25 protein-coding genes and 1 pseudogene are annotated in these 26,375 nt (G+C 64.1%); 11 read left to right on the forward strand and 15 right to left on the reverse strand.

What is annotated here, in order from left to right; genetic code table 11:
* Positions 1-85: 85 nt before the first annotated feature.
* The 3 genes from FJW10_RS23445 to FJW10_RS23455 form a co-directional block, all read right to left on the reverse strand.
* Positions 86-1,513: an ATP-binding protein gene (locus FJW10_RS23445; protein ID WP_140901824.1), complete on the reverse strand. Its 1,428-nt coding sequence runs from the start codon at positions 1,511-1,513 to the stop codon at positions 86-88.
* Positions 1,497-2,162: a response regulator transcription factor gene (locus FJW10_RS23450; protein WP_140901825.1), complete on the reverse strand. Its 666-nt coding sequence runs from the start codon at positions 2,160-2,162 to the stop codon at positions 1,497-1,499. Before FJW10_RS23450 ends, FJW10_RS23445 begins: the two co-directional genes overlap by 17 nt.
* Before the next feature lie 63 nt (positions 2,163-2,225).
* The gene (locus FJW10_RS23455) at positions 2,226-2,525 is read right to left on the reverse strand and encodes a hypothetical protein (protein ID WP_140901826.1); all 300 of its coding nucleotides are present in this window, start codon (positions 2,523-2,525) and stop codon (positions 2,226-2,228) included.
* A 315-nt stretch (positions 2,526-2,840) separates the two neighbouring features.
* Between FJW10_RS23455 and FJW10_RS23460 the strand changes: the two genes are divergently transcribed.
* The gene (locus FJW10_RS23460) at positions 2,841-3,224 is read left to right on the forward strand and encodes an ester cyclase (RefSeq protein WP_140831866.1); all 384 of its coding nucleotides are present in this window, start codon (positions 2,841-2,843) and stop codon (positions 3,222-3,224) included.
* A gap of 14 nt (positions 3,225-3,238) precedes the next feature.
* Here the strand turns inward: FJW10_RS23460 and FJW10_RS23465 are convergent, their stop codons facing one another.
* The 3 genes and pseudogenes from FJW10_RS23465 to FJW10_RS23475 all read right to left on the reverse strand — a co-directional run bounded on the left by FJW10_RS23465 (position 3,239) and on the right by FJW10_RS23475 (position 7,761).
* Positions 3,239-3,646, reverse strand: coding sequence for a DUF3168 domain-containing protein (locus FJW10_RS23465; RefSeq protein WP_140901827.1), 408 nt, complete (start codon positions 3,644-3,646; stop codon positions 3,239-3,241).
* A 138-nt stretch (positions 3,647-3,784) separates the two neighbouring features.
* Entirely contained in the window at positions 3,785-5,338 is a 1,554-nt protein-coding gene (locus tag FJW10_RS23470; RefSeq protein ID WP_140901828.1) for a trimethylamine methyltransferase family protein, read from the reverse strand.
* A gap of 12 nt (positions 5,339-5,350) precedes the next feature.
* Positions 5,351-7,761 (reverse strand): annotated as a pseudogene (locus tag FJW10_RS23475) (FAD-dependent oxidoreductase).
* 111 nt (positions 7,762-7,872) lie between these two features.
* Here FJW10_RS23475 and FJW10_RS23480 point away from each other — a divergent pair.
* The 5 genes from FJW10_RS23480 (at position 7,873) to FJW10_RS23505 (ending at position 13,435) form a co-directional block, all read left to right on the forward strand.
* Positions 7,873-8,511, forward strand: coding sequence for a TetR/AcrR family transcriptional regulator (locus FJW10_RS23480; RefSeq protein ID WP_140901829.1), 639 nt, complete (start codon positions 7,873-7,875; stop codon positions 8,509-8,511).
* Positions 8,512-8,675: 164 nt separating this feature from the next.
* Positions 8,676-10,832 carry a penicillin-binding protein 1A gene (locus tag FJW10_RS23485; protein ID WP_140901830.1) on the forward strand — a complete coding sequence of 719 codons (2,157 nt, stop codon included), beginning with the start codon at positions 8,676-8,678 and terminating at the stop codon, positions 10,830-10,832.
* Positions 10,833-10,912: 80 nt separating this feature from the next.
* Positions 10,913-11,497: a DUF1214 domain-containing protein gene (locus tag FJW10_RS23490; RefSeq protein ID WP_140643545.1), complete on the forward strand. Its 585-nt coding sequence runs from the start codon at positions 10,913-10,915 to the stop codon at positions 11,495-11,497.
* Positions 11,490-12,038 (forward strand): DUF1254 domain-containing protein, encoded by a 549-nt coding sequence (locus tag FJW10_RS23495; RefSeq protein ID WP_140901831.1) that lies wholly within the window; start codon positions 11,490-11,492, stop codon positions 12,036-12,038. Before FJW10_RS23490 ends, FJW10_RS23495 begins: the two co-directional genes overlap by 8 nt.
* Positions 12,039-12,436: 398 nt before the next feature.
* On the forward strand, positions 12,437-13,435 hold the full coding sequence (locus tag FJW10_RS23505) for a DUF2336 domain-containing protein (protein ID WP_140901833.1): 999 nt from the start codon (positions 12,437-12,439) through the stop codon (positions 13,433-13,435).
* A gap of 5 nt (positions 13,436-13,440) precedes the next feature.
* Here the strand turns inward: FJW10_RS23505 and FJW10_RS23510 are convergent, their stop codons facing one another.
* The 3 genes from FJW10_RS23510 to FJW10_RS23520 all read right to left on the reverse strand — a co-directional run bounded on the left by FJW10_RS23510 (position 13,441) and on the right by FJW10_RS23520 (position 16,364).
* Positions 13,441-13,788, reverse strand: coding sequence for a DUF1491 family protein (locus FJW10_RS23510; RefSeq protein ID WP_140831007.1), 348 nt, complete (start codon positions 13,786-13,788; stop codon positions 13,441-13,443).
* A gap of 73 nt (positions 13,789-13,861) precedes the next feature.
* A complete protein-coding gene (locus FJW10_RS23515) occupies positions 13,862-14,653 on the reverse strand; it encodes a peptidoglycan-binding domain-containing protein (RefSeq protein ID WP_140901834.1) in 792 nt (263 codons plus the stop codon).
* Positions 14,628-16,364, reverse strand: a complete 1,737-nt coding sequence (locus FJW10_RS23520; RefSeq protein ID WP_140901835.1) for a PAS domain-containing sensor histidine kinase — start codon at positions 16,362-16,364, stop codon at positions 14,628-14,630. The genes FJW10_RS23515 and FJW10_RS23520 overlap by 26 nt, the downstream gene beginning before the upstream one ends.
* 554 nt (positions 16,365-16,918) lie before the next feature.
* On the opposite strand from FJW10_RS23520, the gene FJW10_RS23525 reads away from it, so the two are divergent.
* Positions 16,919-17,314, forward strand: a complete 396-nt coding sequence (locus FJW10_RS23525; protein WP_140901836.1) for a DUF5330 domain-containing protein — start codon at positions 16,919-16,921, stop codon at positions 17,312-17,314.
* A 319-nt stretch (positions 17,315-17,633) separates the two neighbouring features.
* Positions 17,634-18,062 (forward strand): SufE family protein, encoded by a 429-nt coding sequence (locus tag FJW10_RS23535; protein WP_140831001.1) that lies wholly within the window; start codon positions 17,634-17,636, stop codon positions 18,060-18,062.
* Between the two features lie 81 nt (positions 18,063-18,143).
* Here FJW10_RS23535 and FJW10_RS23540 read toward each other — a convergent pair whose 3' ends face one another.
* Both FJW10_RS23540 and FJW10_RS23545 read right to left on the reverse strand, forming a co-directional pair.
* Positions 18,144-18,569 (reverse strand): MucR family transcriptional regulator, encoded by a 426-nt coding sequence (locus tag FJW10_RS23540; protein WP_027164827.1) that lies wholly within the window; start codon positions 18,567-18,569, stop codon positions 18,144-18,146.
* 414 nt (positions 18,570-18,983) lie between these two features.
* Positions 18,984-19,328 carry an SH3 domain-containing protein gene (locus FJW10_RS23545; protein ID WP_181177639.1) on the reverse strand — a complete coding sequence of 115 codons (345 nt, stop codon included), beginning with the start codon at positions 19,326-19,328 and terminating at the stop codon, positions 18,984-18,986.
* Between the two features lie 133 nt (positions 19,329-19,461).
* Between FJW10_RS23545 and FJW10_RS23550 the strand changes: the two genes are divergently transcribed.
* Positions 19,462-21,573: a S9 family peptidase gene (locus tag FJW10_RS23550; protein ID WP_140901838.1), complete on the forward strand. Its 2,112-nt coding sequence runs from the start codon at positions 19,462-19,464 to the stop codon at positions 21,571-21,573.
* Positions 21,574-21,669: 96 nt separating this feature from the next.
* Entirely contained in the window at positions 21,670-22,059 is a 390-nt protein-coding gene (locus tag FJW10_RS23555) for an SET domain-containing protein-lysine N-methyltransferase (protein WP_140901839.1), read from the forward strand.
* Between the two features lie 26 nt (positions 22,060-22,085).
* Here the strand turns inward: FJW10_RS23555 and FJW10_RS23560 are convergent, their stop codons facing one another.
* The 4 genes from FJW10_RS23560 to FJW10_RS23575 form a co-directional block, all read right to left on the reverse strand.
* Positions 22,086-23,033, reverse strand: a complete 948-nt coding sequence (locus tag FJW10_RS23560) for a cytochrome c (RefSeq protein ID WP_140901840.1) — start codon at positions 23,031-23,033, stop codon at positions 22,086-22,088.
* Positions 23,034-23,040: 7 nt separating this feature from the next.
* A complete protein-coding gene (locus FJW10_RS23565) occupies positions 23,041-23,478 on the reverse strand; it encodes a cytochrome c (RefSeq protein ID WP_140901841.1) in 438 nt (145 codons plus the stop codon).
* Positions 23,479-23,638: 160 nt separating this feature from the next.
* Positions 23,639-24,241, reverse strand: coding sequence for a superoxide dismutase (locus tag FJW10_RS23570; RefSeq protein ID WP_140830989.1), 603 nt, complete (start codon positions 24,239-24,241; stop codon positions 23,639-23,641).
* A 209-nt stretch (positions 24,242-24,450) separates the two neighbouring features.
* Positions 24,451-25,329 carry a branched-chain amino acid aminotransferase gene (locus FJW10_RS23575; RefSeq protein ID WP_140901842.1) on the reverse strand — a complete coding sequence of 293 codons (879 nt, stop codon included), beginning with the start codon at positions 25,327-25,329 and terminating at the stop codon, positions 24,451-24,453.
* A gap of 314 nt (positions 25,330-25,643) precedes the next feature.
* On the opposite strand from FJW10_RS23575, the gene FJW10_RS23580 reads away from it, so the two are divergent.
* Positions 25,644-26,309, forward strand: a complete 666-nt coding sequence (locus FJW10_RS23580) for a haloacid dehalogenase type II (protein WP_140901843.1) — start codon at positions 25,644-25,646, stop codon at positions 26,307-26,309.
* Positions 26,310-26,375: the final 66 nt, after the last annotated feature.

Below are 26,375 nucleotides of genomic sequence, written 5' to 3' on the forward strand. Positions count from 1 at the left end.
TCATCGGGGAGGACATCGAGCCCATAGTGTTGATATTTGTCGGAAATTTGGCCGCCAGCCCTTGCTCGAAAATCGATAAAAAACATCATTGAAGGCTCCGCAATCTCACCACCGCCCTCAAGCCGCCCATGCCGGACCGTTCCAGCGCCAGCCAGCCTCCATACTCGTTGACGAGGTCGGCGACAATGGCGAGCCCGAGCCCTGTTCCCGGCTTCGTCTCGTCGAGTCTCTTGCCACGCTTCAACACCTCCCGCGCACTGTCCTCGGGAATGCCCGGGCCGTCATCCTCTATAACGATTTCAAACAGGTTGCCGCTTCCCGAAATAGTGGCGATCGTCACGGCGACGGCGCCTTTGGCCCATTTCATCGCATTGTCGAGCAGGTTGCCGAGCAGTTCCTCGAGATCCTCGCGCTCGCCGGCAAAGACGATCTCCGCCGGCGGCAGCGACAGCGTCAGCCTGGTTTGCGGGTTGAGTTTCCGCAGCACGCGCACCATGCGCTCGACCAGCGGCGAAACCGGCGTGCGGAAGACGACGCTGTCGCGCTGCGCGGCGACGCGGGCGCGCTGCAGATAGTGGTCGACCTGCTTCTGCATCGAGGCCGCCTGCTCGGCGATCAACTGGCCCTTGGCGCCGCCGAGCGCCCGGCCCTCATTGATCAGCACGGCGAGCGGCGTCTTCAGCGAATGGGCAAGGTTGCCGACCTGGGTGCGCGAGCGCTCGACGATGCGCCGGTTGTTCTCGATCAGCGCATTGGTCTCGTTGGCCAGCGGCTCGATCTCGGCCGGGAAGCTGCCGTCGAGCCGCTGGGCGGTGCCTTCGCGCACCATAGCCAGCGCATTGCGGACCCGGCGCAAAGGCTGGAGACCTAGGAGGATGGCGATGGCGTTGATGGCGATCATGCCGACGCCGAACAGCGACAGATAGGTGAGCAGGCGGCGCTGGAAGCTGGCGATCTCCTGCTCGAGCTCGCTGTGGTTGCCCATGACGCGGAAACGGGCGGCGCGGTTCTTCGCGTCCAGCACGAACTCGCTCTCGAAAACTTCGAGTTGCTCGCCCTTTATGCCCTCCATCGAATAGCTGCGCTGGAAGTTCGAGTTGAAGGGCACTTCCGCGACGCTCGGCGACAAGAGTGAAGTCGTCATCGAGGAGGAATGGATTTCGCCATGCACGCCTTCGGAAGCAGGCTCGACCGACCAGTACCAGCCGGAATTCGGCTCGGAAAAGCGCAGGTCGCCGAGGTCGGGCGAGCCGGTCAGCGCGCCGTTGTCGGAAATGCCGACGGAACCGATCAGGTTGAACAGATGCGCCGAAAGCAGGCTGTCGAAGCCGCGTTCGCTGGCCTGGCGGTAAAGCGTGGTGATGAGGGTGAAGATGACGACCAGCGTCAGGATCGCCCAGATGGTGGAAAAAGCGATGACGCGGAAGGTCAGAGAGCGCGGCCAAAGCCGCAGTCTCGAGAGCCGCGCGCCTGTGGTTGGCTTCAGCGGTTCCGCGTCACGCCTCCGGCTCACGCATGCGATAGCCCATGCCACGCACGGTTTCGATCATGTCGATGCCCATCTTCTTGCGAAGCCTGCCGACAAACACCTCGATGGTGTTGGAATCGCGGTCGAAATCCTGGTCGTAGAGATGCTCGACCAGCTCGGTGCGCGACACCACCTCGCCCATATGATGCATCAGGTAAGCGAGCAGCCGGAACTCATGCGAGGTGAGTTTGAGCGGCACGCCGTTGACGTCGGCCTTGGACGCCTTGGTGTCGAGGCGCAGCGGCCCGCAAGTGAGCTCCGACGATGCATGGCCGGCGGCGCGACGGATCAGCGCCCGCACCCGGGCCAGCACCTCCTCGATGTGGAAGGGTTTGGTCACATAGTCGTCGGCGCCGGCGTCAATGCCGGCCACCTTGTCGCTCCAGCGGTCGCGCGCGGTCAGGATCAGCACCGGCATCTTGCGGTCGCCGCGGCGCCAGCGCTCGACAACGCTGATGCCGTCCATCTGCGGCAGGCCGATATCGAGGACCACGGCATCGTAAGGCTCGGTGTCGCCGAGGAAGTGCGCCTCCTCGCCGTCATAGGCGCGGTCGACCACATAGCCGGCGTCGACCAGCGCGTCGGCCAGCTGCCGGTTGAGATCCTTGTCATCCTCGACGACGAGCACGCGCATGGGTTGAAGCCTGTTGCTGGGAGACGTATAGGCCGATTCCGCCGGCCTGGGAAACGAGTAAGGTCAGCCCATCGGGACGACGATTTCCGAGCGGCGCGGACGCTGTCCGTCCTTGCCGGGGACCAGCACGACGATGACGCAGACCTGCTGACCGCCCCGCGTCGCCTGCGAGGCCTTGGCCAGCGTGCCGCCATTCTGCGCGGCGACCTGCTGGCCGATGGCGTAGCAATCGCCGGCGGCAAGCACGACCGGCTGGTCGACCGACGGGACGATGACCGGCATTGCCGTCGTCTGCGACGCAAAGAGGCCGGCTGCGGCAAGCGCCAGCACTGCTTTGCGGACATGGGAGCCAAGGTTGTTCATGATCACGGTTCTAACCCATATGGGCTGAACGTGAAATGAACGGTGAACAATCGAAAATCCATGCCCGCCATTCCCCCTGCGCGAGACAAATGAATGCACTCCTGTGGACGCCAGTGCAGTCGCCAGAGGCTCCCTGGTTCCGGATGCAAATTCATAGCCGGAAAATCAGTCCGCCCGCTACGCTTTTCGGATGCGGATTCTCCATCCAGCCCTAGCTAGTGCTCTAATTTAACGCAATTCCGGACGGAAAACCGATCACACTTTCCTGGAATTGCTCCGGTGTAGGAACGCCGGACGACCATGGAGCATGCCATGATGCGCGAGGATATTGCCGATCTTTATCGGGGCTACATCGCCTGCCTGAACGACCAGGAGTGGGACAATCTCGGCCGCTTCGTCGGCGATGAGGTGCAGTATAATGGTGAGACGATCGGGCTTTCGGGTTATCGCCGCATGCTGGAAGGCGATTTCGAGGCCATTCCCGACCTGCGTTTCAACATCGAGTTCCTGATTTCGGAGCCGCCGCGCGTGGCGGCGCGACTGCATTTCGACTGCCGGCCCAAGGGCGTGCTGTTCGGCCTGCCGGTGCACGGCAGGCGGGTTTCCTTCGCCGAGAACGTTTTCTACGAATTCCACGACCGACGGATTCGCGAGGTCTGGTCGGTCATCGACAAGGCCGCCATCCAGGCGCAGCTCTGAGGTCCGCCAGCCTCTCAGGCGTCTTCCTGCGTCAAGGCGTGGAAGCGCAGCAATCCATGATGGACCGCAAGGTCCTCGTCATAGCGCGCCTCGGCGAATTCCAGCGACAGGCGCGTCTGACCGCGCGAGCCGATGGAAAGTGCTGCGCCATCGAGGCGCGCCTTGATGCTGTCCATGATGAGGCGTGTCTCGACCTCGCCCTGAGCTTTCGACCAGACATGCAAGGTGATCAGTTGGTCGCCATCGTTGTCGGCACCGGTGTCCAGGTCGAAGGCACTGGTACGGCCGTAGGTCACGTGTGGAAAGGCGGCCTTGTCGTTCGCCTCTTCGAGCAGGCCAGCGCCGCCGAGCAGCGCCGATAGCGACGCATCGGTCTTCAGCCTCAGGAACAAGGCCTGCATCAGATCGCCGGGCGCCGTCATCTACCGTCCATCGCCAACACATGTCTCCGTGCCGCGGCCCGACAACGTAGCCGCGCTCGCGATCCGATGCCAGATCGCGAATCGTCTTGACTATAGCGTGAAGGGCGAAGGTCTCGAATTTATTACGTTTTCGTCAAATCATGAGACCGGGGCCGCGCCACCCTCCTCGGTGCGCTTGGCAATGAACTCGTCGAGCACGCCCGCGGTGGCGGCAGCGGGGGCCGGCGGCTGGAAATCGGAAAGAATCCGCTTCCAGATGCCGGTCGCGCGCTCCGTCGCGGTCTTCGAGCCGGATTGTGTCCAGTTGCCGAAATTCGACCAGTCGGCCACCACCGGCTCGTAGAAGGCGGTGCGGTAGCGCGCCATCGTGTGCGCAGCCGAGAAGAAATGGCCGCCAGGCTGCACTTCGGCGATCGCTTCGAAGCCGATAGCGTCGGCATCGCCCGGCGTCGTGGCGCAAAGCTCAGCGGCCGTCTGCAGCGCTTCGATGTCGGTGATCAGTTTTTCCAGGGAAACGCTCAGGCCGCCTTCCAGCCAGCCGGCGGCGTGGATGCAGACGGTTGCGCCGGCAAGCACCGAGCCCCACAGCGCGAACTGCGTCTCGTGTGCCGCCTGCGCATCCGAGACGTTGGCGGCGCTGCCGCCGCCGGAGCGCCAAGGCAGACCGGTGAAACGCGCAAGCTGGCCCGCGCCGAGCGTGGCCTTGACATGCTCCGGCGTGCCGAAGGCCGGAGCGCCCGACTTCATGTCGACATTGGACGAGAAGGAGCCATAGACCACCGGTGCGCCAGGCCGCACGATCTGCGCGAGCGTGAGGCCGGCCAGCGCCTCGGCATGCTGCAAGGTCAGCGCGCCGGCAACCGTGATCGGCGCCATCGCGCCTGCCAGGCAGAAGGGCGTGATGATCGATATCTGGCCGGCGCGGGCGAAGTCGATGATGCCCTGCGCCATCGGGATGTCGAGTTGGCGCGGCGAGTTGGTGTTGATGACCGTGTAGCTATGGGCGCTGCCGGCAAACTCGTCTTCGGACAGGCCGCGCGCCAGCCGAATCATCTCGAAACTGTCCTCGACCTGCGGCGTGCCGCGGGCAAAGACGAAGGGCACCTTGTCGGACAGCGTCAGTTGCGCCCGGCCGGTGGCATAGTGGCGAAAGCGCGTGTCGACGTCCTGCGGCTCGACGCAGGGGCCGAGCATATGCAGCACGTCGAAATGCTGGATCAGCTTGATGAATTCCTCGAAGGCCTGGAGCGTGCCCGGCCGGCGGCCGCGCTCGAGATCGGTGACGTTCGGGGCGCCGGAGCCGGCCAGGAAGGTCATCGAGCCGAGCTCGAGCATCAGATCCCGCGAGCGGTCGCCGCCAAGGGCGGGAATCGCGCGCGGCGCCGCGGCAAGTGCTGCCTCGACCATGTCGCGGCCGATCCTGACCATCTGGCTGTCTTCGTCGACCAATGCGCCGGCCCTGGCGTAGATGGCGCGGGCCTCGGGCAGCAGCACCTTGATGCCGAGCTCCTCCAGCACGCGCAGCGCGGTAGCGTGGATCGCGGCGACCTGGTCGTCGGAAAAGATCGGCTGCGGCAGGAAGGGGTTCTTCAGCGACCGATAATTCGGATGCCGGCTAGACTCGCTGCCCGCCTCGCCGGTGCGTCCCCGCCGGCGCTCGCGCCTGAGATCACGTGCGGCCTCGTCAATCATGGCGGTTCCTCCTCATTGCCGCATCGCCTTGCCTTCAGCGTCGTAGGGCGAGCCCGCGATGACGCGCGCCGGCCGTTCGACCCCGACAATGTGTACGGAAAGTTCCGTCCCCTCACCGGCGAAATCGTCATCGAGCAACGCCAGGGCGACGCTCTTGCCGATCGTGTAGCCGTAGCCGCCGGAAGTGACGAAGCCGATGCGCCGGCCCTTGGACCAGACCGGCTCGAAGCCGCTGGCATCGGCGTCGACAGCGTCGACCTCCAGCGTCACGATACGCCTGGAAACACCGGCCTCACGCTCTTTCAGCGCCGCTTCGCGGCCAATGAAATCGCCCTTGTCGAAGGCGATGAAGCGGTCGAGCCCGGTCTGGCCGGGTGTGTAGCCTTGCGTGAATTCGCGCGACCAGATGCCGAAACTCTTTTCCAGCCTGAGCGAATTCAGCGCGTAATAGCCGATCTCGGCGAGACCGAGGTCTTCGCCGGCGGCAAGCAGCGTCTCACGCAGGCTCGAATGCAGGGTGGCCGGGCAGTTGATCTCGAAGCCGAGCTCGCCGGCAATGGACAGCCGCGCGACCCGGGCGCGTGCCATGCCGATGTCGAACGCGCCGCAAGCCATGAACGGCAAGGCTGCCGCAGAGATGTCCTGATGGGTGGTGCGTTCGACGATCCGGCGTGCGTTCGGACCAGTGACGAGGAAGCCGGACATGGCGTCCGAGATGTCGGCGATGGAGACGCCTTCGGCGATGTGCGCCTCGAACCAGCGCATGTGGAATTCGCGCAAATAATAGGAGCCCATGATCCAGTATTCTCCGCCGCCCCAGTTGAGCACGGTGAGATCGCCCTTCAGCCGGCCGTCGGACCCAAGCATCGGCGCCAGCTTCGCGCGGCCCGGCTTCGGCAGCCGGCAGGCGAGCAACCGGTCGAGCCAGGCCTCGGCGCCGGCGCCCGACACGGCATAGCGCGAGAAGGCCGTGGTATCGACGAGGGCGGCGGCGCGGCGGACCTGCAGCACCTCGTCGCCGACGATCTCGAAAGCGTTGGAGCGCTTTAGCGTCGTCTCCTCGCGGAAACCCATCGGCGCGAAATAGGCCGGGATCTCCAGGCCCCAGGACGCCGTCCATCCGCGCCGGCGGCGCTCATGCCGTCATAGGCGCCCGGACGCTTCAGCGGCCGGCCGGCAGGCAGGCGCTCGTTGGGGAAGGTCATGACGAAGCGGCGGGCATAAAACTGGCCCGTGGTCTGCCGCAGATACTCGCGGTTGGCGGCGAAGGCGCCATAGCGGGCGATGTCCATGCCGAAGATGTCGGCTTGCGGCTCGCCGTGGATCATCCACTCGGCCAGCGACTTGCCGACGCCGCCGCCCTGGCTGAAGCCGGCCATGACGCCGCAGGCGACCCAGTAGTTCTTCAGCCCCCTGACAGGGCCGACCAGCGGATTGCCGTCCGGCGTGAAGGTGAAGGCGCCGTTCACCCATTTGCGGATGCCGGCCTTCGCCAGGCAGGGAAAGCGCTGATAGGCCTTGGAGAGCTCCGGGCTGATGCGATCGATGTCCTCGGGGATCAGCTCGATGCCGTAATCCCAGGGCGCGCCGTCCATGTTCCAGTGTTTCGGGTTCTGCTCGTAGACGCCGAGCAGCACGCCTTTGCGCTCCTGACGCAGATAGGAGAAGCCGTCGAGATCGACGGCGAGGCCGAGCTCCTTGTCGAGGGCGGCGACTTCGGGAATGTCCTCGGTGACGAAATAATGATGCTCCATCGGCGTCACCGGAAGGTCGACGCCGGCCATCAGCCCAACCTGCTTGGCCCACAGGCCGCCGGCATTGACGACATGCTCGGCGACGATCGTGCCCTTTTCGGTGACCACGTCCCAGCCGCCATCGGCGCGCGGCTTCAGCTCGATGACGCGGTTGCGCAGGATCACATCGGCGCCGCGCTTTCTGGCAGCGCCAGCATAGGCGTGCGTGGTGCCATAGGGATCGAGATGGCCCTCGTTGGAATCATAAAGGCCGCCGAGCACGTCGCCGACATCGACGATCGGGCAGATCTCCTTGATTTCCTCGGGCGTCACCAGTCGGGCCGTCTCGATGCCGACCGACTGAAACACCGCCCAGGCCGATTTCAGCCATTCCCAGCGCTGCGGGTCGCTCGCCATGTTGACGCCGCCGGTCATGTGCAGGCCGGCATTCTGGCCGGACTCGGCCTCGATCTCGCGGTAGAGTTTGATCGTGTAGTCCTGCAGCGCCGCGACATTGGGATCGGCGTTGAGCGCGTGGAAGCCGGCGGCCGCGTGCCAGGTCGAGCCAGCCGTCAGCTCGGCGCGCTCGATCAGCGCGACGTCGCTCCAGCCGAACCGCGTGAGATGGTAGAGCACCGAGGCGCCGACCACGCCTCCCCCGATGACGACTGCCCGATAATGCGATTTCACGAGCCTCTCCCTCTCGTTGGAGGCTCTTAAGATACATATCCTGTACACATGTGTCTAGACACTTCTGTCCAGAACTTGCGCGCCACTCCGCGCCGTGCCACTTGTTCGATCATGACCATGACCGCTTCCCAGGACGAGCCGGCGCCCGGCAACATCAAGGTGACCCGTGCCGACTGGATCAATCTCGCGCTGCAGACGCTGATTTCAGACGGTATCGAGAGCGTGCGCGTGCTGACGCTCGGCCAGAAACTCGGCGTGTCGCGCTCGAGCTTCTACTGGTATTTCAACAGCCGGCAGGACCTGCTCGACCAGTTGCTTGCGCATTGGCACGACACCAACACCACGGCGATCGTCGAGCGTGCCGGTCGGCCGGCCGACACCATCATCATGGGCGTGATGAACGTCTTTGAATGCTGGGCCGACGAGCGCCTGTTCGACCCCAGGCTCGATTTCGCCGTCCGCGAATGGGCCAGGCGCGCGGCCGACGTGCGGCGCATGATCGACCAGGCAGACGACGAGCGCCTCAGCGCCATCCGCGACATGTACCGCCGGCACGGCTATGACGGCGAGGACGCCTTCATCCGCGCCCGCGTCCTCTATTACATGCAGATCGGCTATTACGTGCTCGACCTCAAGGAACCGGTGGAGGCGCGGGTCAGCCATCTCGCCGCCTATCTGCGCTCCTTCACCGGCCAGGAGCCGACCGAGGCGGATGTGGCGCATTTCATGCGCTTCATCGCGGCGCGGTGATATAGTCCGCCGTCCACGGTCAGGGCGCCACCAATCAACAAAGCTTGTGCTGTTGCCTCGCTGCCCTTGTGAGCGACGCTAAAATGGTCGATTAGTCTTGCGGGGGAGGCGCCCGAAACTGCCATGCAGTTTCCAGGCGAAGTGCGTTGGGGCGGAAGTCTGGAATGGCAAGTCCTTCGAAACCAAGCAAGAGAAGAGGCCGGGTCGCTTCGGCGCTGCTCGGCGTCGACGCATGGCTCGATTCCTCGCTCTATGAGATCAGCTTCAAGGCCCGCGAATTCTGGGAAGCGGCGACCATCTTTTCCCGCCGTTTCCGGGTGCATGGCTGGCGCCGCGCCATCATCGAGTTGCTGAGCGAAGGTTTCACCATGGGCGCCGGCGGCTTCGTGGTGCTGCTCGCGCTCGCCATGCCCGCCTTCGACATCACCACCGGCGACTGGCGCAGCCAGGGCGACTTCGCCGTCACCTTCCTCGATCGCTACGGCAACGAGATCGGCCAGCGCGGCATCATCCAGCGCGATTCCGTGCCGGTAGACGAGATGCCGGACATCGTCATCAAGGCAGTGCTGGCGACCGAGGATCGGCGCTTCTTCGACCATTACGGCATCGATGTGCTGGGCCTGTCGCGCGCGATCTTCGAGAATGTGCGCGCCAATTCCGTGGTCCAGGGCGGCTCCAGCATCACGCAGCAACTCGCCAAAAACCTGTTCCTGTCGAACGAGCGCACCTTCGAGCGCAAGATCAAGGAAGCTTTCCTGTCGCTATGGCTGGAAGCGAATCTTTCCAAGAAAGAGATCCTGCAACTCTATCTCGACCGCGCCTATATGGGCGGCGGCACCTTCGGCATCGAGGCGGCGGCGGATTTCTATTTCGGCAAGAGCGTCAAGGACCTGAGCCTTGCCGAGGCGGCGATGCTGGCCGGGCTGTTCAAGGCGCCGACCAAATACGCCCCGCACATCAACCTGCCGGCGGCCCGTGCCCGCGCCAATGTCGTGCTGTCCAACCTTGTCGATGCCGGCTTCATGACCGAGGGCCAGGTGCTGCAGGCTCGGCTGCATCCGGCCAACGTCGTCGATCGTGGCGAGCAGAAGAGCCCGGATTATTTCCTCGACTGGGCCTTCGACGAGGTGAAGAAGATCGCCAAGCCAGGCCAGCACTCGCTGGTCGCCCACACCACTTTCGACGCCAACATCCAGAAGGCGGCCGAGGAATCCGTCGAGTTCCATCTTCGCCAGTTCGGCAAGGAATACAACGTCACCGAAGGCGCCGTGGTGGTCATCGAGACCAACGGCGCGGTGCGGGCCATCGTCGGCGGCCGCGATTATGGCACCAGCCAGTTCAACCGCGCCACCAAGGCCCTACGCCAGACGGGTTCATCCTTCAAACCGTATGTCTACGCCACAGCGATGGAGCACGGTTTCACGCCGGACTCGGTGGTTTCCGGCGGCGCCGTCAGCTGGGGCAACTGGTCGCCTCACAATTACAGCGGCGGGTCGGCCGGCAACGTGACGCTGCTCACGGCGATCGCCAAGTCGATCAACACGGTGCCGGTGCGGCTCGCCAAGGATTATCTCGGCATCGGCCCGATCAAGGCGATGGCCGAATCGATGGGCGTCGAATCGCCGCTGGAAGCGCACAAGACCATGGTGCTCGGCACCTCCGGCATGACGGTGATGGACCAGGCGACCGGCTACAGCGTCTTTGCGCAAAACGGTTTCGTCGGCTCGCGCCACGGCATCACCCAACTGGTCACCCGCACCGGCGAGGTGGTCTATGACTGGGCCAAGGATGCTGCGGCGCCGCACCGCGTGCTGTCGGAAAAGGCGCTGAAATACATGAACACCATGCTGGCGGCGGTGCCGGTTATAGGCACCGCGAGACGCGCCCAGCTTCCGAACATTGTCGTCGCCGGCAAGACCGGCACGACGCAATCCTATCGCGATGCCTGGTTTGTCGGCTTCACCGGCAACTACACCGCCGCCGTCTGGCTCGGCAATGACGACTTCACGCCGACCAACAAAATGACCGGCGGTTCGCTGCCGGCGATGGTCTGGCAGCGGCTGATGGTCTATGCCCATCAGAACATCGACCTGAAGCCGATCCCGGGCATCGATCATCCGTGGGTCGACCCGGAAGTCGCGGCCAAGGCCGAGGAAGCGGCGAAGAAGGAAGCCGACGCGGCGGCGGCGCAGGCCGAGGCCGAACGCCCGCCGGTGCTTTCCAGCCGCACCAGCCAGACGCTACGAGAAATGAGCAAGGCGTTCCAGGCCGCGCCCGTGCTGGGCGCCCCCAGCCTGCCGGAGACGCTTTCGGCGCTTTAGGACCGCGCTGGCGCGAAGCCGGCTTGCCACGGCACCCCGCGCCGCGATATCCCGGGCAACCTCCTCTGTTTGCGGCTCTCATGCTCAAGAACGCCATCCTGACGCTGCTTTCGCTTGCCATGGCCATCGGACTTGGCGGCTACAGCGTCTGGTATGCGCTCAACGCGCAGGACGGCGTCGGCGCGATCCGCATCGGCCAATGGACCGCCTTCCCCGAAGTCGGGACGCTGGCGGCCGACCCCTATTCCAAGGCGCGCGTGGCGCGCGAGGGCGTGCTGGCGCTCGGCCAGGCCGAGGGGCTTGCCTTCGTGGCCGAGCGCGACGACGCGGGCGAGCCGCTGAAACGCGAATGCGCCTACACGATCGAGGGCGGTTATCCCACTGCCCGCTTCTGGACGCTCTATGCCGCCGACCAGTCGCTTGGCGTGATCGACACAGGCAAGCCGAGGCAGTCGGCGCTGCAATCCTACGAAGTGCTGCGTCAGCCCGACAATTCCGTCGTCATTTCCGTCGGCAATCGCCCGGCTCCCGGCAACTGGCTGCTGACCGGCGGCTCCGGCAAGATGTATTTCGTGCTGACCTTCTACGACACGCCGATCGCCTCGAGCACCGGCCTCTCGGACGTCACGCTGCCGCGCATCCTGAAGGCGGGCTGCAATGCGTAGCCTGCTGCACGCCCTCATCCTCGGCCTGCTCGGCGCCGGCATCGTACACATCGTGGTGCTGTTCCTGGTGCCGGAATTTTCCGAACGCGATGCCTGGTCGCGGCTGGCGATGGCTTCGGACCTCTACAAGATGACGCGGCTCGACGCCGAGGCCGGCGGCGCGCCGGTGGTGAAATCGGTCGATCCGCTGTTTTATGCCGCCGCCTGCCGATTCGATCTCACGGACGGACTGGTCAGGATCAGAGCGCCCGGCGACGTGCCGTTCTGGTCGGCCTCGGTCTATGACCGCAGCGGCCACAACATCTATTCCTTCAACGATCACAACGCCAATGGCGAAAAACTCGATGCCATCGTGCTGACGCCGGCGCAGATGATCGACGTGCGGCGCGACCTTCCGGAGGATCTGCAGGGCGCGATCTTCGTCGAGGCGCCGATCGATGAAGGCATCTTCGTCGTCCGCGCCTTCGTGCCGGACGAGAGCTGGAAGCCGATCGTGTCACGCTTCCTCGAGCAGAGCGCCTGCGAATTGCAGGATTACTGAGAAAGGCGCCCGATCAGTGATGCGGCTTGGCAGGTGGCGAGGAGCCCGGCCTGTCGGGGCCGCTCTCGCCGGGCCGTGCCTCACCGGCCTGCGGATGCAACTCATAGCGGACGCCGGGGAAAATGATGACCGCTGCCGCCGTCGCGGTGTCGTGACTTGCTCGATTTACAGGTGCCGCTCGCGGCACAAAAGACAGGACCATGCCCATGGTTCGCGCATTCCCTCTCGGTTTGACCGGAGCACAACGCAACGCCTCCAAAGTTGATTAAGGAGTGTAGAGGGTTAACGGAGCGCTAACGGATCGCGGCTAATTTGATGTTTGTTTTTCCTGGAGTTGCGAAACCGGCCCGGCCGGATTGCGCGGCTCAGGATTGTGTCGAGTGTCGGGCGTATCCTCCGTGTCATCTTCGGATTTCAGGCAAATCGCTATCCGGACCGAAGCTGGAAAGGCCGAAAGGCTGTTCCGCGCCGCCGTGTCGGCCTTCTGCTCGCTGACGCGCCCCTCGCGCCGCGAGATCGCCCAGCTCGAGGATCTGACGCTGCCGCTGTTCAACGAGGTTTCTGTCGAGTCGCGCCGCTATGTCGCCGCTGCCCTTTCCGAATGCGAATATGCGCCGGCCGCGCTGGTCAGGCGACTGGCCGAAGAGCCGGTCGAGACCGCAGCCCCCCTGCTCACCCGCTCCAAGGCGCTGAGCAACGTCGACCTCATCGCGCTGATCGGCCGGCACGGGCTGCCGCACGCGCGCGCCATCGCGCGCCGCAAGGAACTCAACCCGACGATCGCCGACCTGATCCGCGCGCTGGAAAGACCGACGCTGGTCATGACGCAGCCGCCCGAGACGGTCACTAGGCTTGCGCCGAAACCGGAGGCCAAGGCCAAGGCGGACGCCGACCGCCCCGCGCCCGGCCATGCAGAGGAGAATGCGCGGCGCCGCCTGCGGTCGATGATGCGCCCGACCGGTGACAGCGCCGACGTCAATACCTTCCTCGGCCAGCCGGCCTATGTGAAACTGCGCGAGACGGCGCTGACGGGGAACGCGGCCTTCTTCCAGACCGCGCTTGCCGACGCGCTGGATATCGACTTCGCGACGGCCCGTTCGGTGACCGGGCAGTCGAGCTATGCCGCCCTGCTTGCGGCGCTGCGGGCTCTCGACCTCAGCGAAGACAGGGCATTCCTGATCGCAGTCGCGGTCTATCCCGGCGAGTTCCCGCATCCGCAGGCGATCCGCCTGTTCCTCGATCGCTACCGGCTGCTGCATCGCGAGGCGGCGCTGGACAAGGTCCGCGCCTGGAAGGCCGAGACCCTTTCGCGGGCGATCCGAGGCAATGCAGTACACACCGAAAGCCGCGAAGCCTCAAACAGCGACGAGGCGAGCGCCGGACTCAAGGCCTCCTGACGCGGTTAATCCGCCTTCACGGAAAGAAGCTCTTCGACGGGAACGGTCCCGCCCTCGATCTCGACCACCCAGATGTCGGGATCGAATTTCTTCTCCCGCTCCAGCCGCGCATCGAAAGCCGAGCCATCGTCGCTCGTACCGAGCGCGGTAAAGAACCGGTCATCGGGCTTGGCCGAATCGTAGCTCGTCTGCGGCGCCGGCCCATAGAGGGCCACCTCTCCCATCCGGCCTCGCGACAGCACGAAGACAGCGCCGGCCTCCGTCGCTCCGCGCTTGACGATGGCGGCAAAGCCGCCGGCGCCGAAGACGCGACGCACAAGGGCCGAGACCCAGAGATCGGCGGTTACGCGCATGGCAAGGTTCCGGATGTCATGCGCGGTTCCTTACAGCAAGAATGAAGGAACCAAAATGATCGGGCGCCGCCGCTCAGTTCGTCAGGCCGATCTCGCGCATCTTGACATAGACGGCCTCGTCTGGCTCGCCAGTCTCGGGAAGGCCGAAGAGGGCCTGGAATTCCTTGATTGCGGACTTGGTGCGGGCGCCGACCTTGCCGTCGAGCTGCATGTCGCTATTGCCGAAAGCCTTCAGGCCGGCCTGGATCCTGACGATGCGGGCGTCGGGAGATAATGTCGGGTCATCGGCCGGGGCCGAGACCGGAATTGCCGACGGCTTGGCCGACGGCGTCGCGGCTGCCGCGCCGGCCGGCCGCGGCGCCGGGTGCGGGATGGCCGCCGTGGTCTGGCGAGCGCCAAGCTGGTCGAGCAGCGCCGTGTCGATCTCGCCCGACCCCGGCAGCCCGACTTTCAACTGATAGGCCTGGATGGCCTTGCGCGTGGCCGGCCCGGTGAGACCATCGACGGTGCCGTCGTAGAAGTTGAGGTCCTTCAGAATGCCCTGCACCTGCTGGACGACCGGATCCGGCTTGGCCACCGGCTGCGCCGGCGCCTGGCGCACGATGTTGATGGTGGTTTCCGGTTCGTCGGAGACGGTATGCGGGAAATTCACGATGGTCCGGGTGGCGAAGAAGGCGCCGGTATGCGGAAAGGGCTGATACCAGAGCGCATTGGCCGAGACGTAGAACAGCGTCACCAGGAAAGCGGTCGAGCCGCCGACCAGGACCGGATTGCTCGCGATCAGCTGACCGACGGCAACAGCGCCCTCGGCGAGGACGCCGCGCTCTGGTTCGACCACCTTAGGCCGTTTTGCGGAGCGAGCCATTGCTGTCCCCATCTGCATCCCCCTTCGGCTTGGCCGCCGGCATGGCCAGCACGCCGGATGGCGCACCGGAACGCCGCTTCGGCCCGTTCACCGGCAGGCCGATCGTCACCGTGGTGCCCTCACCCGGCGCGCTCTCGATTGACATCGTGCCCTCGTGCAGCGCCACCAGGCCCTTGACCAGCGACAGGCCGAGCCCGGTTCCCTCGAAACGGCGCGTGTAGTCGTTCTGGACCTGCATGAACGGCTTGCCGAGATTGGCCATGTCCTCCTCGGCGATGCCGATGCCGGTGTCGCTCACCCAGAAATGCAGGTGCGACCCGACACGCTTGGCGCCGATCACCACGCTGCCGCCATCGGGCGTGAACTTCACGGCGTTCGAAGCGAGATTGATCAGGATCTGCTGGACCGCCCGGCGGTCGGCATTGATCTCGCCCGCATCCGGGGCGATCTGCGTGGCAAGAATTATGCTCTTGGCGTCGGCCAGCGGCCGCATCATCGAGCGGCACATGTCGACCGCCTCGACGAAGCGGAACGGCTCCAGCTCGGTCGCATAGGCGCCCGCCTCGATGCGCGAGACGTCGAGGATCGAGGTGACGACGGACAGGAGATGCTGGCCGGACTCCCTGACCAGGCCGACATATTCCTTCTGGCGCGGATCCTTGAAGGCGCCGAACATCTCATGCAGCAGCATGTCGGAAAAGCCGATGATGGCGTTGAGCGGCGTGCGCAGCTCGTGACTGACCACCGCCAGGAAGCGGCCCTTGGCCACTTCGGCGGCCGCAGCGGCCTCTCTGGCTTCCGCAAGCTCGTCGTGAAGTGCCGCGACGGCGTCGTTTTCGCGCAGGACCAGGGTGAAGACGTCGCGGTCGACTTCGCCGCGCAGCAGATCGAGGCTGAACGGGCGGAAATTGTCGGTCGCGCTGGAACCCTCGCGCGGCAAGCGGATGCGCAGATCAAGCCGGCGCTTCGGCGCGCCCTCGCGCATGTCGGCCAAAGCGGTGAGATAGGCGACGCGGTCGGAAAGATGGACGCGATCGAAAAGGCCGGTGCCGAGCAGGAGCTCCGGCGCCAATTTGAGGGTCGAACGCGCCCGGGCGGACGCGTCGAGCACTTCGCCCTGGCGGCCGGCGCGCAGCACGACAGCGTCGATGACGTCCTCGAGACGATCGCCGGCAGGCTCAGCCAGCCGCAAACCGGCCGGGTTGGCGAAGGCGGCGGCCCGCGGCACCAGCGTCAGCGCCCAGGCCAACGGCAGCAGCCAATGCCAGGTGGCGATTTCGCCGAGCGGCAGGATTTGCCCGGCGAAGGGCTGCAGCACGATAGCGGCAAGCGCCGCCACCGCGCCCCACAGCGCAGCGCGCCGCGATCCCGAGACCCACCAGGTTTCGACCGGCAATGCGACGGCAAGGAGTGCTGCCGGCGAGGCCAATCCGCCCGCCGCCGCGACGGCGCCGGCAAGGGCGAGGCCGCCGAGCGCGACCGCCATGCGGCCGGCAAGCGCCATGTGGCCGGTGGCGGCCACCAGAAGCGCTGCGAACCAGCACAGGCCAAAAGCAGCAAAGATCGCCGCTACCGTGACAGCCGCGCCGAGACTCGCGGTGACGAGCGTGACAGCCGCACCCGCGGCAAGGAAGGGCGCGGCGAGCATGACGCCGATGAAGCGACGCTGGCGCAGTCGTTCGGCCTCACCCGTCACGGTCGGGTGAACCATGCGCTCGCAGCCGGCGGCAACCGCGCCAGGCAATTGAACGTATCTGGCTGAAATCGAACTCAACGCACACGTACCCGGTCGAAAAAAAGCCTGCCTGGCAGGTGACTCATCAATTGGCTTGAAACTCGCATCCAGCGTTTAAGGAATGGATAAGGCTGGCGAAGCCGGCGACCGCCCCAGGACAAATATTGCGATGCCGACCCCACAAAGCGCACCGAGTTGCCGCCATGGTAAACGGCGGGTTATCCGCGAGGCCTGTGCCAAAACGAGCCTAAACTTGATGCGGCTATTCTCTGTCGGGAATAAAATCGAGTAATTACAATATGATATATGGTTATCGTAAAGTTAATGTGGCCGCTGAGATTCGAGGCAAGTTCGTTTCAAAACCAATTCCTTTCGAATTTGCCTAAAATTTGAGGAAAATTCGCGGCTTCGATGCAAGCCGTCCTTTGCGTGACCGTGCCATTGTCGTGCCCATAAAAGAGGTCATGCCGATGGATGCATGATCCGTCACGGATGGATGCATCATCCATCCCGGATGAGAGGCAAGTAAGATGGGCTTTCTGATCAGGATGGCTTTCTGGTTTTCGCTGGTGCTGCTGGCGCTGCCGCTCGGCGTCGGCCCGGGCCAGGACGGCCAGCAGAGCGTCGGACCGATCCAGGCGCTGTTTGCGGCGCGCGAGGCGGTCGGCGACATTGCCGGGCTCTGCGAGCGCAAGCCCGATGTCTGCGAAACCGGCAAATCGGCCATGTACACCATCACCGTTCGCGCCAAGGAAACGGCCAAGATCGCCGCTGCCATGATCGACGACCAGCAACAGCCCGGGCAGGCAGGCGCGTCCGAGACGAAGGTCGCGGATGGTTCCGTCACGACCACCGGCAGCGTCGCCGAAGACATCGTGCTGCCCGCCAAGGTCAACATTCCAGTGATGCTGACCGCCAAAAACTGAATTCTTTCCAGCCGTTCGCCCGGCTCTTGGTTTGGCGCAATCCGGGCGGAGGGCTACGGCGAAGTCGCCGAGCCTGACCGCTACGCACTTTTCCTGGAATTGCTCTTCTCTTTGGTTTCGGCGCAATTCCGGACGGAAAACCACTACGCACTTTTCCTGGAATTGCACTGTCTTTGGTTTCGGCGCAATTCCGGACGGAAAACCGCTACGCACTTTTCCTGGAATTGCTCCAACGCCGCGGGCCCGTCCGACCTCTCGACGCCCGCGGCGTCTTTCTTTTTCCGTGACGCGGCCGGGCCGGGCCACTATATGCGGGTCAATGGCCACCTCGATCCAGACCATCCGCGACGACTTTTCCCTGCTCGACGAGTGGGAGGACCGCTATCGCTATGTGATCGAGCTCGGCGAGGGCCTGCCGGCCTTTCCCGAGGCGGAGCGCACGGCCGCGAACAAGGTGCCTGGCTGTGTGAGCCAGGTGTGGCTCACCACCGAGCAAGGAGCGGGCGCCGATCCGGTGATTGGCTTCCAGGGCGATTCGGATGCCCATATCGTGCGCGGTCTCGTCGCCATCATGCTGGCGCTGTTTTCAGGCAGGCGTGCAAGCGAAATCCAGAACACGGACGCCGAAGCGACCCTGAAGGAACTCGGCCTCGACGAGCATCTGTCGCCACAGCGCGCCAACGGCCTGCGTTCGATGGTCAAGCGCATCAAGCGCGACGCCGAAGCGGCGCTGAAGCAGACGGCCTGATCCGGCCGATATCGCTCCCATCAAGAAAAGCAAAACGGCGCCGCAAGGGCGCCGTCGAGCTGCTTGACGAACTGAGACCAATCAACGGCCCTTGCGCTTGCGGCCCAGACCCATCTTCTTGGCGAGCTGCGAGCGGGCGGCCGCGTAATTGGGGGCGACCATCGGATAGTTGGCATCCAGACCCCACTTCTCACGGTACTCTTCCGGCGTGAGATTGTAGTGGGTCATCAGGTGCCGCTTCAGCGACTTGAACTTCTTGCCGTCCTCGAGACAGACGATGTAGTCGTCATGGACGGAGCGCTTCGGATTGACGGCCGGCTTCTGCTTCTCGGCCGACGGCTGCTCCGGCGAGCCACCGACGCGACCCAACGCGGCATGGACGTCGGCGATAAGGTTCGGCAGTTCCCCAACCGGCACCGGGTTGTTGCTGACGTAGGCGGCGACGACATCGGCGGTCAGCTCGATCAGCGCATCACCGTTTTTCGAAGGTGTTTCGACGATTTCCATAGTGCTAAGGCCCCAACGAGAGTTTGTTTCTAAAACTGCGCCCTTTTTGTAGGATCGGGCATCGCGCGAATTTCGTGCAGGAAAGCCTGCGATTCGCATCGCCTCATCTTAATGACGCCGCATTGCAAGTAAGTCAATTCGCATATTGACTTATATTCGCCGATATTCATCAAATATTGCTGATTCAGCTTCAAAAATTCGTGCGCCGTGTAACTTCGCGAGATTTTTCTGGCCAGACCAGCATGCCGTGACGTTACGTCATCCGCGTGTTAGACATCCGATCGCTGCTCGACACGGCGTTCAATGCTTGGCCAATGCTTGGATGCCTGTCGCGCCGGCGCGACAAATCCTGCGGCGCAACAAGGCGCAAGGACGCCGCCCTGCCGATCCGGAACCCTGGGTGAACGATACCTTCTAGTGAGGCGCGATATATTTGCCGTAGACCCAGCCGGTGACGAAATGGCCATTTTGCGCCGGGTCGTGCCATATCTCGCACCAGCGATAGCGGATCGCCTGGCGCTGCTTCCATTGCGGCTGGGGGGCGATATCGAGCAGGTTCACACCGCCGGTGCAGCGGCCGGTCATCTGCAGCACGGTGCCGTTCGGATAGGCGGCCTGCTTTTGCGATGCGTTGGACGGATACTTTCGTGCATTGAGCGTGTCGCCGAACGGCACGCCCGCCACTTGCCAGGCGGCAAAGACGGTTGCATGAGACTGACTGGAAAAAGCCAGGCCTGCCACGAGGACGGCGACAGACATTGCGGTAGAAACACAGGATTTCATCTTTCCCCCTTCGACTTAGCTTCTATGGACCACCTTGAGCCACGCCCCTTGAACCGCCGCTGAGCGGCGTGTTCATTCGTCATTCAAGCAAATTCCGCAGCGAGACGTAATGACCAGAGCTTCCGCCTTGACTTCCGCCTTCCCGGCCGCCAACCCGCCGACGCCTGAGAAACGCCCGGTGTCCGACACGCATCACGGCATCACCCGCGGCGACGACTATGCCTGGATGCGGGCCGACAACTGGCAGGCCATGTTCCGGGACCCTTCCCTCCTCGACGGCCGCATCCGCGCCCATCTCGATGCCGAGAACGCCTATCAGGCGGCGCTGATGGCCGGCACCGCGGATCTGCGCGGCAAGCTGTTTGCCGAGATGAAGGGGCGCATCAAGGAGGATGACTCGACGGTGCCCATAAAGGACGGGCCCTATGCTTATGGCTCTTCCTTCCGGCTGGGCGGCGAGCAGCCGCGCTATTTCCGCACGCCGCGCGGCGGCGGCACCGAGGAGATCCTGCTCGACGGCGACAAGGAAGCCGAGGGCAAGGCCTATTTCAGGCTCGGCGGCGTCGACCATTCAGGCGACCACGGGAAGCTGCTGTGGGCCTTCGACGACAAGGGTTCGGAGTTCTTCACGCTGCGCGTGCGCGACCTTGCGAGCGGCGAAGAACTTGCCGACCAGATCCCGGATACGGGCGGCGGCGGGGTGTGGAATGCCAGCGACAGCGGCTTCTTCTACACCCGTCTCGACGACAATCATCGCCCGTCAAAAGTGTTCTTCCACGCGCTCGGCGACAAATCGGAGAACGACCGGCTGATCTATGAGGAGACCGATCCAGGCTTCTTCATGGATGTCGGCGGCACGCGTGCCAATGACTGGATCATGATCGGCATCAACGACCATGAGACTTCGGAATACCGCCTGCTGCCCGCCAATGATCCAGCGGCCGAGCCCAAGTTGGTGGCGGTGCGCGAGACCGGCCTGCAATACGACCTGGAAGAAGGCGGCGACGTCTTCTTCATCCTCACCAACGCCGACGGCGCCAAGGACTTCAAGATCATGACCGCGCCGGTCGACAATCCGGTGCGCGCCAACTGGCAGGAACTGGTGCCGCACGAGCCCGGTCGGCTGATCCTCTCGGTGCTCGGCTTCAAGCATCATATGGTCAGGCTCGAACGCAAGGACGGCCTGCCTCGCATCGTCGTGCGCGAGCGCGAAAGCGGCGAGGAACATTTCATCTCCTTCGACGAGGAAGCTTTCTCGCTCGGCCTTTCCGGCTCCTACGAATACGACACGGAGACGATGCGCTTCACCTATTCGTCGATGACGACGCCGGCGCAGGTGTTCGACTACAATATGCGCAGCCGCGAGCGCGTGCTCCTGAAGACGCAGGAAGTGCCCTCCGGCCACGATCCAGAGCACTATGTCACGCGCCGGCTGATGGCGCCCGCCGCCGATGGCGAGTTGGTGCCGATCTCGCTGCTCTACCATCGCGATACGCCGCTGGACGGTTCGGCGCCCTGCCTGCTTTACGGCTACGGCTCCTACGGCATCACCGTTCCTTCCGCCTTCAACACCAACTGCCTGTCGCTGGTCGACCGCGGCTTCGTCTATGCCATCGCGCATGTGCGCGGCGGCAAGGACAAGGGCTATGGCTGGTACGATGACGGCAAGCGGGCGAAGAAGATGAACACCTTCACCGATTTCATCGCCTGCGCCCGCCATCTCGTCGCCGAGCGCTACACAAAGCACGACCGCATCGTCGCCCAGGGCGGCTCGGCCGGCGGCATGCTGATGGGGGCGATCGCCAACATGGCACCGGAGGATTTCGGCGGCATCGTCGCCGAAGTGCCGTTCGTCGACGTGCTCACCACCATGCTCGACGCCAGCCTGCCGCTGACGCCGCCGGAATGGCCGGAATGGGGCAACCCGATCGCCTCAGCCGCCGACTACGCTACGATCGCGGCCTATTCGCCCTACGACAATGTGGCGGCGCTCGACTACCCACCGATCCTGGCGCTGGCGGGCCTGACCGATCCGCGCGTCACCTATTGGGAGCCGGCGAAATGGGTGGCGCGGCTGCGCGACCGCAAGGCGGGCGGCAACCCGGTGCTGTTCAAGATCAACATGGAGTCCGGCCATGCCGGCGCATCGGGTCGCTTCTCGCGGCTGGAGGAGATCGCCTACATTTACGCCTATGCCTTGAAAGTGACCGGCAAGGCCTGATTTTCCGCTCGCAATTGGCAAGGGCGCGCGTTACCCAATGCCGCCCTTTTCGACATGGCTTGTCCCGGCCGCGACCATTCACCCGCAAGGATCCTCATGCTGCTCGTCGACACGTATCTCGACAAATCCGCCATTCAGGGCATCGGCGTCTTCGCCAAGAGCCACATCGCCAAGGGCACGCTGGTCTGGAAGCTCGACCCAAGGTTCGACCGCCGGATCCCGGTCGACACCTACGAGGCCCAGATCGGCCCGGTGAAATCCTATCTCGACCGCTATTCCTATCCGGACCGGCACGATCCGAGCTTCATCGTCTTCGAGGCTGACGACGCGCGCTACATGAACCACGATGACGACCCGAACTGCGACGTCTCCTCGCCCGAGGAGACCTACGCGCTACGCGACATCGCGCCAGGCGAAGAACTGACCTGCAACTACAACCACTTCTTCGAAGGCGGCTTCGATTTTCTGGGCGATCGCCACCTGTAAATGGATTGCTGCCAGCGTAAGCGAGGTCAGCTCGCCGGCTTGCGCGCCGGATAGCCGTTGGGATGCGGCGGGACGGCCTTGAGATAGGCGGCGATCGCTGCGCGGTCGTCGGCCGTCAGTTGCGCCATGTTGCGCTGCACATCGACCATGGCTCCGCCGACGGAATCGAAGTCGGGCGTAAAGCCGGTTTCGAGGTAGTTGGCGATGTCGGCCTCGGACCAGTCCTTTATGCCGCCCTCGCCCGAGGTTATGTTGGGCACGATGCCGGAGCCTTCGGCGGCCACGGCGCCCGCCAGCCACTCGCCCTTCCTGACGCCGCCGGCGAAATCGCGCGGCGTGTGGCATTCGCCGCAATGGCCGGGTCCCTCGACCAGGTAGCGGCCGGCAAGAACCTTGTCCGGTGTGCCGTCGGGCAGCGCTATCACCGGCTCTGGGCTGAGATAGAGAAGCTTCCAGAGGCCAATGCCGCGGCGGATGGTGAAGGGGAAGGAAAGCTTGTGGTCCGGTGCCTTGCCGGCAACCGCCGGCAGCGTCTTCATGAAAGCGTAGAGGTCGGCGATGTCGGCCGGCTTCATGCGCGCGTAGGACGCATAGGGAAAGGCCGGGTAGAAATGCTCACCCGAGGGCGAGACGCCCCTCAGCATGGCGTTGGCGAATTCCTCCTTGCTCCAGGCACCGATGCCATCCTTCTGGTCCTGCGAGATGTTGGGCGGAACGAAGGTGCCGAATGGCGTCTTGAGTTCCAGGCCGCCGACGAGTTCGAGACGGGCGTCGCCCTGGGCGCCCGGCTTGGCGTGGCAGGAGGTACAGCCCCCCGCATAGAAGATGCGCTTGCCCCTGGCGGCGTCGCCGGGGCCGAGCTGGGCAACGGCCGCAGCGTCCAGCCTGGCCGGCGCCGACAGGACCCAGCCGACGATTGCCGCGGCGCCGCCAAGTACGATGACGGCCCCGGCAAGCTTCTTCAGCCAGGCCATTTAGCGATCAGCTCTTCTTGATGCGGTAGGTCTGGTGGCAGGTGCCGCAATCGCCGCCCAGTGTGTTGAGCTGCGTCTTCAGCGCGTCGACATCGGCCGGCGGGGAAGCGACCGCGGCCTTGGCGTCGGCCAGGAACTTGTCCTCAGCCGCCTTGAAGCCCGCCATGTCTTCCCAGATCTTCGGCCCGGCCGTGGTGTCGCCCTTGTCGGAGCCGGTCGGGAACAGCTTGTCGGCATCGAATTTCTCGGCATTGGCCTCCAGGGCCTGCAATGCCGTCAGCACCGCGGCGGCGTCAAAAGGCTCCTCGCCCTTGACGACCTTCGAGATCTGCCCGGCGAGCTTGCCGCGCTCCTTCATCAGGGCCTGGCGATCCTTGATCGGATCGGCATAGGCGGCCGAACCGGCGAAGGCGAGCATAGAGATGGCGATGACAAGCATTCTCATTCAATTGGCTCCATGATGAAGAGAGTTCGCGGCTACAGGTTAACGGGCGTCGCGGCGGGATTATTCCCTTTCGCCGTGACGATTGTGCTGGCTGCCTTGTGGCTTCTCCTGTCCCGAAAAAGAAAAACCCCGGCATGCCGGGGTTTTTCGTCAAAATCGCTTAACCTTTGGCCTTTTCATAAAGCTCCAGGACGTGGTCCCAGTTGATCAGGCTGTCGACGAAGGCTTCGAGATATTTCGGCCGCGCGTTGCGGTAGTCGATGTAGTAGGAGTGCTCCCACACGTCGACGCCGAGGATCGGCGAGCCGCCATGGACCAGCGGGTTCTCGCCATTCGGGGTCTTGGAGATTTCCAGCTTGCCGTTCTTGACCGAAATCCAGGCCCAGCCGGAGCCGAACTGGGTGGTGCCGGCGGCGATGAAATCCGCCTTGAACTTGTCGTAGCCGCCGAGATCGCTGTCGACCGCCTTCTGCAGCGCGCCCGGCAGCTTGTTGCCGCCGCCGCCCTTCTTCATCCACTTCCAGAAATGGATGTGGTTGTAATGCTGGGCCGCATTGTTGAAGAGCCCGGCATTCTTGCCGAAGGACTGCTTCACGACCTCTTCGACCGACAGGTCGCCCATTCCGGCCTCGGCCGCCAGCTTGTTGCCGTTGTCGACATAGGCCTTGTGGTGCTTGTCGTGGTGATACTCCAGCGTCTCCTTCGACATGTAAGGCTGCAGGGCCTCGTAGTCGTAAGGCAAAGCGGGCAACTCAAAAGCCATGGATGGTACTCCCTCGAGGAAAAAGCCGGTGATATTACCGAGCTAAGATAGGTCTGGAATGGGTCGGGGCAACTCCAGAATGGAGCGCCGAGCGACTTTTTAGAGCAATTCCGGGAAAAGTGCGAAACGGTTTTCCGCCCGGAATTGCGCAAAAACAACGAGGCGGAGCTGTTCGCCGTCTGCGTGAAACGGTGAAACGCTCCGGCGGCTCAGGCGGCGGACGTCGAATGCGCCCATTCCCAATAGAGCTCGCGCGCCTTCTTGGCGACCGGTCCGGGCTGCAGGTCGCGGTTTTCGATGCGGGTGATGGGCACCACTTTCGAGTGGTTGCCGGTCGAGAATATCTCGTCGGCCTCGAGGAAATCGCGAACCGACAGCGTCTTCTCGGTGGTCCTGAAACCGTAGTCGCCGAGCAGGTTGATGGTGCGCGAGCGGGTGATGCCGGAGAGGAACGTGCCGTTCGGGGCCGGCGTCATCACATGGCCGTCCTTGACCAGGAAGATGTTGGAGGTTCCGGTCTCGGCGACATTGCCAAGCATGTCGAGCACCAGCGCGTTGTCGAAGCCGCGGTTCTTGGCCTCCAGGATGGCGCGACCGTTGTTGGGGTAAAGGCAGCCGGCCTTGGCGTTGGTCGGCATGGTCTCGATGGTCGGGCGCCGGAACAGCGAGACGCCGACCGAAAAGCCGGATGGCGGGATCATCGGCGATTCGTAGAGGCAAAGACAGAAGCGGGTCGAGGCCGGATCGGCCGGCACGCCCATATAGCCGCCATGCTCGGCCCAATACATCGGCCTGATATAGACCGCCGTCTTGCCGTCGAATTTCTTCAGCCCATCCCAGGTCAGGCCGGCGATCTCCTCGGCGGTCATGGAGGGTTTCAGGCCAAGCGCCGTCGCCGAGGCGTTGACGCGGGCGGAATGAAGCTCGAGGTCGGGCGCCACGCCCTCGAACCAGCGGCCGCCGTCGAAGACGCTGGTGCCCAGCCACATGGCGTGGCTGCGCGGCCCGAGAATGGCGACGTTGCCCTCGTACCAGTCGCCGTCCACATAGGTCCAAGTCGCGGTTTGCGCCGCCGCCGCCAGTGTCATGTTCGCCGTCCAAATGAGTGATTTCAGGCCGCCATAGGACGATGCTTTGACGGTTGGCGTCAACCGACATGGCCAAAAATCGTTGAGGCCAGCGATACTTACAGAGCGTCGCCCGAAACGGATCGGGCAACGCCCTGCAAGTCTCTTGTTCGATGCATGTCGGCTTCCCAAAACCGCGACACACTTTTGGGCGACATGCATTATTTGTTTGATGCATGTCGGTTTCCCAAAACCGCGACACACTTTTGGGCGACATGCATTAAAAGCGCAATCAGCGCTTGCACGGGGCGCATCCTCGCCTCAAAACTCTCGTTATGCATCATGCGGCCTATGTCTTCGACGCCTATGGCACGTTGTTCGACGTGCACGCCGCCGTGCGCCGGCATGCCGGCGAGATCGGGCCGGACGGCCAGCTTCTCTCCGAAATCTGGCGCGCCAAGCAACTCGAATATTCCTGGGTGCGGACGCTGATGGGGGGCGCTTACGCCGATTTCTGGCAATTGACCGAGCAGGCGCTCGACTTTGCGTTGCGCAAGGTTCCCTCGGCCGATCCGGCGCTGCGGACGAGACTGCTCGAAGCCTATTGGCGGCTCGACTGCTATCCTGAAGTGCCCGCCGTGCTGAAAGCGCTCAAGGCCTCGGGCGCGAAGCTTGCGATCCTATCCAACGGCTCGCCCGAAATGCTCGACGCGGCGGTCAAGTCCGCGGCGCTCGACCAGATCCTCGACGACGTTTTCTCGGTCGACCAGGTCAAACGCTTCAAGACCGACCCGTCGGTCTACGACATGGTGGTCACTGGCTGGCGGCTCTATCCGGGCGCGGTGTCGTTCCAGTCGTCGAACCGCTGGGACATCGCCGGCGCGACCAAGTTCGGTTTCCGTACGGTCTGGATCAACCGGACCAACCAGCCGGATGAATACCGCGACTTTCAGCCGGGCCTGATCCTGCCTTCGCTCGAAGGTCTCCTGGCAGGCGCCTGAGACCTCTGTTGCTGCAGCGCAACAGCTATGGCGCGGTCACAGCTTCGCCTTTTTCTGTCCACCCTC

The sequence above is a fragment of the Mesorhizobium sp. B4-1-1 genome (assembly GCF_006439375.1).
GTDB lineage: Bacteria > Pseudomonadota > Alphaproteobacteria > Rhizobiales > Rhizobiaceae > Mesorhizobium.

Coding starts and splice junctions, on each gene's coding strand:
- FJW10_RS23515 (WP_140901834.1), bottom strand. CDS start 14,653: ATGGCTCGCTCCGCAAAACGGCCTAAGGTGGTCGAACCAGAGCGCGGC.
- FJW10_RS23520 (WP_140901835.1), bottom strand. CDS start 16,364: ATGGTTCACCCGACCGTGACGGGTGAGGCCGAACGACTGCGCCAGCGT.
- FJW10_RS23555 (WP_140901839.1), top strand. CDS start 21,670: ATGCTGCTCGTCGACACGTATCTCGACAAATCCGCCATTCAGGGCATC.
- FJW10_RS23575 (WP_140901842.1), bottom strand. CDS start 25,329: ATGACACTGGCGGCGGCGGCGCAAACCGCGACTTGGACCTATGTGGAC.
- FJW10_RS23460 (WP_140831866.1), top strand. CDS start 2,841: ATGCGCGAGGATATTGCCGATCTTTATCGGGGCTACATCGCCTGCCTG.
- FJW10_RS23560 (WP_140901840.1), bottom strand. CDS start 23,033: ATGGCCTGGCTGAAGAAGCTTGCCGGGGCCGTCATCGTACTTGGCGGC.
- FJW10_RS23470 (WP_140901828.1), bottom strand. CDS start 5,338: ATGATTGACGAGGCCGCACGTGATCTCAGGCGCGAGCGCCGGCGGGGA.
- FJW10_RS23540 (WP_027164827.1), bottom strand. CDS start 18,569: ATGGAAATCGTCGAAACACCTTCGAAAAACGGTGATGCGCTGATCGAG.
- FJW10_RS23510 (WP_140831007.1), bottom strand. CDS start 13,788: ATGCGCGTAACCGCCGATCTCTGGGTCTCGGCCCTTGTGCGTCGCGTC.
- FJW10_RS23565 (WP_140901841.1), bottom strand. CDS start 23,478: ATGAGAATGCTTGTCATCGCCATCTCTATGCTCGCCTTCGCCGGTTCG.
- FJW10_RS23550 (WP_140901838.1), top strand. CDS start 19,462: ATGACCAGAGCTTCCGCCTTGACTTCCGCCTTCCCGGCCGCCAACCCG.
- FJW10_RS23545 (WP_181177639.1), bottom strand. CDS start 19,328: ATGTCTGTCGCCGTCCTCGTGGCAGGCCTGGCTTTTTCCAGTCAGTCT.
- FJW10_RS23455 (WP_140901826.1), bottom strand. CDS start 2,525: ATGAACAACCTTGGCTCCCATGTCCGCAAAGCAGTGCTGGCGCTTGCC.
- FJW10_RS23525 (WP_140901836.1), top strand. CDS start 16,919: ATGGGCTTTCTGATCAGGATGGCTTTCTGGTTTTCGCTGGTGCTGCTG.
- FJW10_RS23580 (WP_140901843.1), top strand. CDS start 25,644: ATGCATCATGCGGCCTATGTCTTCGACGCCTATGGCACGTTGTTCGAC.
- FJW10_RS23485 (WP_140901830.1), top strand. CDS start 8,676: ATGGCAAGTCCTTCGAAACCAAGCAAGAGAAGAGGCCGGGTCGCTTCG.
- FJW10_RS23465 (WP_140901827.1), bottom strand. CDS start 3,646: ATGACGGCGCCCGGCGATCTGATGCAGGCCTTGTTCCTGAGGCTGAAG.
- FJW10_RS23480 (WP_140901829.1), top strand. CDS start 7,873: ATGACCATGACCGCTTCCCAGGACGAGCCGGCGCCCGGCAACATCAAG.
- FJW10_RS23450 (WP_140901825.1), bottom strand. CDS start 2,162: ATGCGCGTGCTCGTCGTCGAGGATGACAAGGATCTCAACCGGCAGCTG.
- FJW10_RS23570 (WP_140830989.1), bottom strand. CDS start 24,241: ATGGCTTTTGAGTTGCCCGCTTTGCCTTACGACTACGAGGCCCTGCAG.
- FJW10_RS23535 (WP_140831001.1), top strand. CDS start 17,634: ATGGCCACCTCGATCCAGACCATCCGCGACGACTTTTCCCTGCTCGAC.
- FJW10_RS23490 (WP_140643545.1), top strand. CDS start 10,913: ATGCTCAAGAACGCCATCCTGACGCTGCTTTCGCTTGCCATGGCCATC.
- FJW10_RS23495 (WP_140901831.1), top strand. CDS start 11,490: ATGCGTAGCCTGCTGCACGCCCTCATCCTCGGCCTGCTCGGCGCCGGC.